General features: G+C 49.1%; 6 protein-coding genes. 2 read left to right on the top strand and 4 right to left on the bottom strand.

The genetic code is table 11. The annotated features are described in order from the left end of the window. Positions 1-62: 62 nt before the first annotated feature. The 3 genes from KDK15_RS20780 to KDK15_RS20770 form a co-directional block, all read right to left on the bottom strand. Complete coding sequence (locus tag KDK15_RS20780) at positions 63-4,058, bottom strand: YhdP family protein (RefSeq protein ID WP_257297313.1); 3,996 nt, start codon at positions 4,056-4,058, stop codon at positions 63-65. Between the two features lie 212 nt (positions 4,059-4,270). Next, entirely contained in the window at positions 4,271-5,749 is a 1,479-nt protein-coding gene (gene rng / locus KDK15_RS20775; protein WP_257297311.1) for a ribonuclease G, read from the bottom strand. A 140-nt stretch (positions 5,750-5,889) separates the two neighbouring features. Then, positions 5,890-6,084: a hypothetical protein gene (locus KDK15_RS20770; RefSeq protein WP_257297310.1), complete on the bottom strand. Its 195-nt coding sequence runs from the start codon at positions 6,082-6,084 to the stop codon at positions 5,890-5,892. Positions 6,085-6,107: 23 nt separating this feature from the next. Between KDK15_RS20770 and KDK15_RS20765 the strand changes: the two genes are divergently transcribed. Continuing rightward, positions 6,108-6,302, top strand: coding sequence for a hypothetical protein (locus KDK15_RS20765; RefSeq protein WP_257297309.1), 195 nt, complete (start codon positions 6,108-6,110; stop codon positions 6,300-6,302). A 190-nt stretch (positions 6,303-6,492) separates the two neighbouring features. Here the strand turns inward: KDK15_RS20765 and KDK15_RS20760 are convergent, their stop codons facing one another. Next, positions 6,493-7,080: a Maf family protein gene (locus KDK15_RS20760; protein ID WP_306800423.1), complete on the bottom strand. Its 588-nt coding sequence runs from the start codon at positions 7,078-7,080 to the stop codon at positions 6,493-6,495. A gap of 196 nt (positions 7,081-7,276) precedes the next feature. Between KDK15_RS20760 and KDK15_RS20755 the strand changes: the two genes are divergently transcribed. Continuing rightward, positions 7,277-8,458 (top strand): hypothetical protein, encoded by a 1,182-nt coding sequence (locus KDK15_RS20755; RefSeq protein WP_257297308.1) that lies wholly within the window; start codon positions 7,277-7,279, stop codon positions 8,456-8,458. The last annotated feature ends 218 nt before the right edge of the window (positions 8,459-8,676 follow it).

The following is an 8,676-nucleotide window of genomic DNA, read 5'->3' as shown; positions in this document are numbered from 1 at the left end:
TATCGCAAAGGTTCAGAGTACATTCAGGCAGAGAATGAACCAGAAGGATGATTTCTGTCAGTTTATTTTTTCGGCTTATTCGAGAACAACCTGTCCAGAGTCATTTCAGGATCATCAAAGGAGCCATGAATCCGGTAGCGAATGCTGGCCAGCTGATCCACCTGTTTGCCCACCAGCTTATCCGCAATATAAATAATACCTGCCACCTGGGGAGCGGTTCCCAGCAACACGCTGAGAATTGGCAGATTGGATGACACTGGCAGGGTAACCACCAGACTCAAGTCCAGCTGTTCGGTGTTAGTATCGATAGTGCCATCCAGTTTGAAGTCGGACGTCGTCCCTTCAATGACCATTGGCGAGTTGAACGTAATCAGTCCCCGGTTAAAGTTCAGGCTACCCTTGATTTGATCAAAGCTGATACCGGACGAGTAGAGATCGGAAAAGTCCAGTCTCATTCTTCTCGCCAGCGCTTCAGTATTAAAAATACCAAATAACTTGAGCGCTTCCGACGAACCATTATCGACTTTGCGCAGCCGCCCCTGCTTCAGCAGCAAATCAATGCGGCCTTTCATGGTCGCCATTGAGCCACCGAGAGGAGATCCATCCCAGTTCAGGCTAACATCAAAACGGCTTTCCCTGGCCTCAAGAAAACCGGAAAAGCCCAGGGCTTTCTGCAACTCCCGGATACCCTTTCCCTTAAGTCTTCCCTGCACCCAGCTACGCTGTTCTCCCTCTATCTGCACCCAGTCTGCCAGGCCATTCAACGACATACCCGACAGTTCACCGGTGATATTATCGATCCTGACACCGTTGGGTGCATGACGAAGTTTAAAACCGATGCTTGCTGGTGTTCGGCTGCCGACCTGAATATGGTTGATGTTCACATCAAGATTGGGCAACGTTGCCGGATTAATGTCCGCCAGGCTGTCTTCAGCTGCTAAAGGACTGTGTTTGGCAGACGCTTCAGAAGCAGGCTCTGGCAGATGTACACGGTCAATATAAAGAACCCATGGTACAGTTTTCTGTTCGGGAATCCATAAATCACCTTTCAGTGTTTGCCCATCAACGGCCAGTTTCATTCCTTTTCTGTCAGGCTGTACCCTCTGATTATGGACCGCCTGCTGAAGCGAAACCGATATATCCGGCCAGAGATAATCCCCATACTTCAGTGAACCGAGGCGAACATTGTCAAGGGCTATACGTGAGGCCAATTGTTGCTCATCAGGGCTACCGGGCTGCCCTTCAAAGCACGCTTTCCAGGGACCAAGATCCAACTCCGGTAAGGTACCGGTCACGAGAAATTGATTCCCTGAAGGCCACATCGCAGAACCTGCACCAGGGTGGGAAGCATCGTCTCCCAGAGTAATCAGGGCAGACTCAGGGGAAAACGCCGAAGTCATTTTCATGTCCAACCGCCCCAGTGTCGCCAGCGTCACACCCAGCAACTGGTGACCTTCTTTTTTCGTCAGGGAAAACGCCAGGGGGAGCGGCGTATCCGCTGCTTTACCCACCGGCGCTGGCAGCTCAACGTCAACGCCAAGCAGTTCGCTGTCAACCCTGAGCTCAGTGTTATTGTCCGCCAGGGATAAACTGGCGCGATAATCCGTCTCTCCCTCCAGTAAACTGAGCCAATCCAGCTTCAGCCAGTCCTGAAGTGAAGACACAGAGACTCTGCCTGACCAGACAATATCGATGGAAACCGGTTGTTGATTCTGCACCATCGAACGTATTTGAAATTGAGCCGACTGACCAAACATCTCACCAGATAACTGTCGTGCAGTAAGCCCCCGGCCAGTGCTGTAGGAGAGATCACCGGCAATGCCTTTTGCTGCAATCCCCACCTCAGGAACCCCGAACGTAAACGATTCCAGAGCAGCACGGATATCCACTTCAGAACGACCCAAGTCATTAAGAGGAAGCGTCAAATTAAGTCCGGCATCCAGCTGACCCTGTAAGGTCCATTGCTTTGCTTCACCATTCATCCAGTCATTAATGGGTGTCCGGGTAAGAAAGTGCTGCAGAGTCTCACCACTGGCATTCAGGTGACTACTGATCCTGAGTATCGATTTCCCGTCCAGCGGCACCCGCGCCACAATATCATCCAGCTTGCCACCCGCTGACTCTGCCCGTTGGCCAAGTACTTCCACCCGGTCATCATTGACATAAACCTGCCCGGTCAGGCCGGTTATCGCAGGCCAGTCAGGCGCATAGTCCAGCTCGCCATTATGGAGATCAAAAAACAGTCCCCAGCGGGCATCCGGGGGACTGATGTCTTCCCCCTTTCGACTGGCAAGCGCACCGTTATAAATAAACCCACCCCCGGAGATATCCGCCTTTTGAATGGCGGTATCCAGCCAGTGAACCAGGCCGCTGTTCATCGGCAGCAAGGCTGGAAGGTACTTGCCCGTATAGCGGGCATCACCATTGCTCATGCCAACCGTCAATGCCATATCCAGGGTGTCACCTTCATGCCATTGTAATGGGATATCGAGTCTCAGCTTGCCTTTCAGGTCACCTTCAGGCCCGACCAGGGCAAGGTCATCCGACTTCAAAATATAAAAGTCATCGATAACATCCCAGTAAAGGCGTGCTCTGGCAGTATCAAACGTCCAGGTCTCCCGGAACAGTTTGGGAAAGCCCAGCTGAAAGTTCCGGGTATCCAGATCAAGATAGCCCTGCAGCAGGTTCATCCTTAACTGACCACTGACATTGCCCCCTGAAGGAGCGCCACGCCAGGCATCCACAGACACATTGTCAAGCCGGGCACTCAAGTCGAAGTCAAACGGTTGCCGGGATGGGAAAAAACGGATGGCCAGGTCATTCAGCTGGCCAATGGGATTCAGGGTATTAACCAGATCAGCAACCGATTCCGGAAGCGCATCAGTATCCAGTAACCACCGTTTGAGCAGATCCAGATCCAGCTTTTCGGTAGCCACGGTTACCGTATATTCTTCAGCACGGCCACCGGTCAGATACCAGCTGTTTTCCCACTGATAAACAGTCCCGTTATGCAAGCGGTTTTCCAGCTTAAGGCCATTCAGCCAGATCTGCCAGCTGGATTCTGGCAACGGCTCCCGGGACAAAACGCCCTGCATAAATAAATGGGTCTGCCCGGAAAGATGGTTTAACGTTCCAGCGTTATCCCGATACGTTACATCAGGAGAAGCAACCTCTCCCTGCACTTGCCAGACCCCATTATCATAAAGCCACCGGGTTTCCAACTGTATCAGTGCTGACAGCACATCATCATAACAACCAGACCACAGGACACAGAGCTGCTCAGCATTAAGATCACTGGCTACGGCCGCTCCCTGCCACTGGGAAAACTGACCACGGCTGGCTATTCCAGATCCATCGATTGCAAGATAACCAGTGCCGACTTCAAGGCGGGCTGACAGATTTTTCTGGTCTCCATCCGTCACTACGGTCAAATGCTGGCCATGAACATCACTGCTCTCACCATTGGCTTTGCGCATATTCAGGCGGATGTCACGAATATCAACCTTCTTTTGCAAGGCAAGCCATTCCAGTGCAGAACTTTGGTGATATTCAGGCGCCTGTAATGATGACCCGGCAACCCGCTGAATACCGGATAGCGCCCACTGGGCACCTTCCCCCCGGACCAGTTCAACATTCACTCCATCAATTTCCAGTGAAGAAAATACTGGCGTCCAGTGTAACAGTGACTCCCTCAGACTCAGTTCCATATCCAGCTGTGTGATACTGAACCCGGTCACATCTGCATCTTTACCCTTAAGCCTTAACCCTCGCAGGGAGAACCATGGCTGGCCATCATTCCATTTGGCAGACATGGACTCAATTTGCAGGTCAGCCTGTAAACGGTCGCTGAGAAAACCTGAAAGTTCAGGCAGCAGAACCGGTAAAGTACTGAACATCAGTCGCCCGAGCCCCACCAGAATGACCAGAGTGGTTAACCCTGTCAGTAGCAGCCGCCAACTCCAGGTCATCAAACTATTTAGCAGACAGAGACTACCATAGGGTACTTTTTCACCCTCTGCCTGAATGCACGGAGTACTCCGCTTGAGGCTGTTTACCATCCGCTTCAACGACCGTGTTCCCGCCCTGACAAACCATTGGGCAGCTGACCATCAGCCAGCCGTATAACAAAAGTGACGCTCAACAAAATATCAGACTCAACAGTAACCATTAGGGAATGCTAAAAAAACACTACCCGCTTCCCGTTAACTGCCTGCCGAAGAAGCAACGAGGACTTTTCGGGTAGCAGCAAGCGGGAAGCGGGTAGCGTTCGTTACACCAGAACTACATCAAACTGTTCCTGGGTGTAGATCGGCTCTACCTGAAAACGAATAGGCTTCTGGATAAACTCTTCAAGATCGGCAACATTATTGGACTCTTCATCCAGCAGACGGTCTATCACTGTTTCAGCAGCCAGCACTGTATAACTGTCGCCATCATATGCCCGGACAGCCCGGAGAATTTCCCGAAAAATCTCGTAGCATACCGTCTCTGCGGTTTTCAAGGTACCACGGCCTTCACAGGTTGGGCAGGATTCACACAGAACATTCTCCAGTGACTCACGGGTTCGCTTGCGGGTCATCTCTACCAGGCCCAGTTCACTGACGCCGGTAAAATTGGTCTTGGCATGATCCTGCTCCATGGCCTTTTCGAAAGCACGCTGAACCTGCCGCTGATGCTCAGGATCTTCCATATCAATAAAGTCGATAATGATGATCCCCCCCAGGTTCCGTAAACGGAGCTGGCGGGCAATGGCAACGGCCGCTTCGAGGTTAGTTTTAAAGATAGTCTCTTCCAGATTACGATGACCAACAAAGGCACCGGTGTTGACATCGATGGTGGTCATGGCCTCGGTCTGATCAATAATCAGATAACCACCGGACTTAAGTTGAACTTTACGGCTAAGCCCCTTGTTGATCTCATCCTCAACACCAAACAGATCAAAAATCGGCCGTTCGCCGGGGTAATATTCAACCCGGCCATCAATCTCAGGCACCAGCTTCTTGACGAATTTGGACACTTTTTCAAAGGTTTCCCGGGAATCAATGCGGATCTTTTCAATGTTGGGATTGACCAGGTCGCGCATGGTTCGCAAATGCAGCGGCAAGTCTTCATAGACATTGGCAGGGGCCTTACTCTCCCTGATATTTTCTTCGATGGTTGCCCACAGCCTGCGCAGAAACAGAATATCCGCACGCACCTCATCTTCGCCAATCCCTTCTGCAGCCGTTCTCAGAATAAAACCACCGGCACCATTATCACCGCCAAGGCAAGACTCAACCAATTGCCTTAGACGTTCCCGCTCCTCAACATCTTCGATGCGCAGCGAGATCCCCACGTGGTTGTTTTTTGGCATGTGGACCAGATAGCGGGCCGGAATGGAGATATGAGTGGTCAGGCGGGCGCCTTTGGTACCCAGGGGATCTTTGGTTACCTGAACCACCAGAGACTGGCCTTCATGCACCAGCTCATAAATCGGGCGCTCCTGGGTATCTTCGCCATTTTTTTCATGGCGGCTATCCTGCCTTGGCGCAATTTCACTGGCATGAATAAACGCCGCCCGCTCAAGGCCAATATCAACAAAAGCGGCCTGCATTCCCGGCAGAACACGAACCACTTTCCCTTTATAAATATTGCCCACAATCCCGCGACTTCGGGCACGCTCGACATAGATCTCCTGCAGCACCCCATTTTCAACCAGAGCCACCCGTGATTCCATGGGCGTGATATTCATGAGAATTTCTTCGCTCATCCCAGTCCCTCAATTCCTTTAATGCATTGACCTGTGATGCCTCTTTGACTGTCGATGAGTTTCATCTCAGGTACCACAGGTCAATACACTTTTAGGAGGCTGTCTCAGAACAGCTGACGTACTGAAAGTAGATTGGTCGATCATACCAGTAATTTGCATCCGGTTTTTGCTTCCTGACAAACTTTATACCAAAAACCGTTCCATGAGGCTTTCAGAGACCGTTCACACTCTTTTCTGCCTGCCCTTCGTCCACGGTTCTTACCCGCTTTATCACCACTATGGCTGACACCGACTTCCATAGAGTCATTTGCAAAGTCTCGTGTTTTGCACTTCACATACTCAATCCATCAAGAACCCTATGGATCGTTTCCGTCACATTGCACCTGGCATTGTCAGAATAGCTGTCATTCTGGTTAGGGATTTACTCAGTTCATTAGTACACATTCCAAAAATCACTATTTCCGATAAGGTTTGGGTAACTTTTTCGTTATGCCCTGGCAAGGAAGATCCAAATATTACAAAAAAAAGAGGACAAGAAAGAAGATATGGATAATTGCTTCATGAGGCCAATTTTATCTTGCATGGCCCGAGTGGTTTGATAGCGCCGTTAGCCAACAGCGATGGTCAATTTGCCAGCAAAACTCTGGGTGTTTTCACTCGCAAAACAATCCAGTTTCAGCCATCCATGGCTTCAACTACCTTTGAGTGAGACACCTTGTTCGAAGTCCGGTAAAAACCACAGATCAGCACGCCTGCCAAAATGGCACATTAAACTGTGACAGAAGTCGTGCAGTTTCCATAAGCGGCAACCCGACAACGCCGGAATAGCTGCCAGACAGACCCGCTACCAACACGGCACCGTAGCCCTGGATACCGTAGGCACCGGCTTTATCAGTGGGCTCCCCGGAGGCAATATAATCATTAATCAACGGATCAGACAGGTCATTAAACACCACATCCGTCACTGACAACTCGGTTTTAAGTTGCCTGCCATCCGAAACAGCGACAGCGGTCATAACCTGATGAGTTGTTCCGGACAGCATGGCCAGCATACGACGAGCATCGTTTGAATTCTGTGGCTTGCCCAGAATTTGATCATTACAGACCACCGTGGTATCTGCTGCCAACAAAGGCATTTTGGGAGAATCCCGGGTTAATAATGCCTGCCAGCCTGCCGTTGCCTTTTCCCGGGCCATTCGAAGCACATACTCTGCAGGAGCCTCACCGGGGAATGGGGTTTCATCAATTTCACAGGCCAGTTGATGAAAGGAAACACCGATTTGTTGTAACAGCTCAGCCCGACGCGGGGACTGGGAAGCCAGATAGATCATATTCAACCTTTTTTTGAACGACACAGAACAGTAGCCACTTAGATGGACAGGTTGCTTAATGCCTACCGTAAGAAGACGGATTATAAAAGAGTTGGAACTTATTCATTAGTTAGTGGTCAAAAAACAAAGAATCAATTGCTTAAAAAACTTAACTATTTATAACAATACTCTTAGTAAAGAAACATTGGAGGTTTTCATGACAGGACCAACTGCCGGTAATCCAGCACTCAATCCACCCCGGAATGCACGGAATAATGAATGGACCTGCGTGCGCTGGTTTAATAAAATTTCTGACGCTGTTGCCAGTAAAACATGCCGCTTTTTTGGCCGTGCTGTTGCCGCTGTGGTAACTGTAGTTGCCTTTATCCCTTCACTGGCTGTTGATCTTGTTTATGCAGCCAAGAGCCTGTATGACAGAAAAATCACCATACATCAAACTCCGGCTCCAAATCTTCCGGTTATTCCAGAAGCCAAAGTACAATGGCGAAGATACATTCATGATGACGATGTGAAAGCTACGATGGAAAGACATGATCGTTTTCTGGCAGATAACGTCTTACATCATCCAGAGGAGATTCCAGAAGCAGCTTACCAACCATTGGAAGGTGGTGATATTCCGATTGAGTTGATTACTCCACAAAATGAAGTCAAAACAATAAAGCTCAATAAAAAGCTAAGATTTAGTGAATCAAGGTCATACTACGATATTGGCGATGGCCAGGCACTGGCAATCAATCGGCGCCCATACCAATTCTATGATGAGTTAATGATGAATAGATACTTGGAAAAATTAGGTATTCCTACCATTGAAGTCCAACCCGTTGTTATTCGTTGGGAATTCGAGGGCACCAAATACACAAGAGCCACTTACATCACACCATCATTTAGCGAACACGAGAAACAAAATGCTTTCTTAGTTCACCACAATTTTACTGAAGAGGAAGCTGAACGACTGGTTGGTAAGAAACTGTTAGCAGTAGGCCAGGATCCACTGAAACCTGAGAATTGGGATGAGGTTTTAAAGCCACTGGTTAATGATATTAGAACCCTCATTGATAATGGTGTTTCCACAAGTGCTGATTCCATCGATGCTCCCCATATCCACAAAGCCATCCTTGTCGGAAAAGGCAATAAATTCCACTCAGGGGGCCCTGCGGATTATGAGATTCGCGCATTTCCATTTGAATTCGCAAACGAGAACGTTGAATTGGATCAACTTCCTCCTAAAAAGAAGCATACAGCTAAAGAGGAGGAGAGCACATTGCGTCAATATATTGAGTCAGCCGTATTTGTTCAATATGATCCCAAGAAATACTTATTGCCAACAGAGTGGAAAAAACTTGTTGATGAACTTACCGAAAGACACCTTCGCCGATAAATCTTAACGTGAAAAGTCAGCATCGGTTTTCTACGCTCTCAGTTTAGTATTTCTATCTTCAGTTACCTTTTCCCGGCAGGGGCCTCAACGGGAAAAGGGATTTCATCACAGACCATTTAATGGAAGGAAACACCGATTTGTTGTAACAGCTCAACTCGACGCTGGGACTCGGAAGCCAGATAAATCACATTCAACCATAAAAGAGTTGGAACTTATTC

This window comes from Endozoicomonas sp. YOMI1 (assembly GCF_024606345.1).
Lineage (GTDB): Bacteria > Pseudomonadota > Gammaproteobacteria > Pseudomonadales > Endozoicomonadaceae > Endozoicomonas.
The sequence above is the reverse complement of the archived record's forward strand: the minus strand, read 5'-3'. Positions and strand labels throughout refer to the sequence as shown.

Excerpts from the sequence above, each read along its gene's own strand:
- KDK15_RS20760 (WP_306800423.1), bottom strand. The coding sequence starts at position 7,080 with ATGATCTATCTGGCTTCCCAGTCCCCGCGTCGGGCTGAGCTGTTACAA.
- KDK15_RS20765 (WP_257297309.1), top strand. The coding sequence starts at position 6,108 with ATGGATCGTTTCCGTCACATTGCACCTGGCATTGTCAGAATAGCTGTC.
- KDK15_RS20755 (WP_257297308.1), top strand. The coding sequence starts at position 7,277 with ATGACAGGACCAACTGCCGGTAATCCAGCACTCAATCCACCCCGGAAT.
- rng (WP_257297311.1), bottom strand. The coding sequence starts at position 5,749 with ATGAGCGAAGAAATTCTCATGAATATCACGCCCATGGAATCACGGGTG.
- KDK15_RS20780 (WP_257297313.1), bottom strand. The coding sequence starts at position 4,058 with ATGGTAAACAGCCTCAAGCGGAGTACTCCGTGCATTCAGGCAGAGGGT.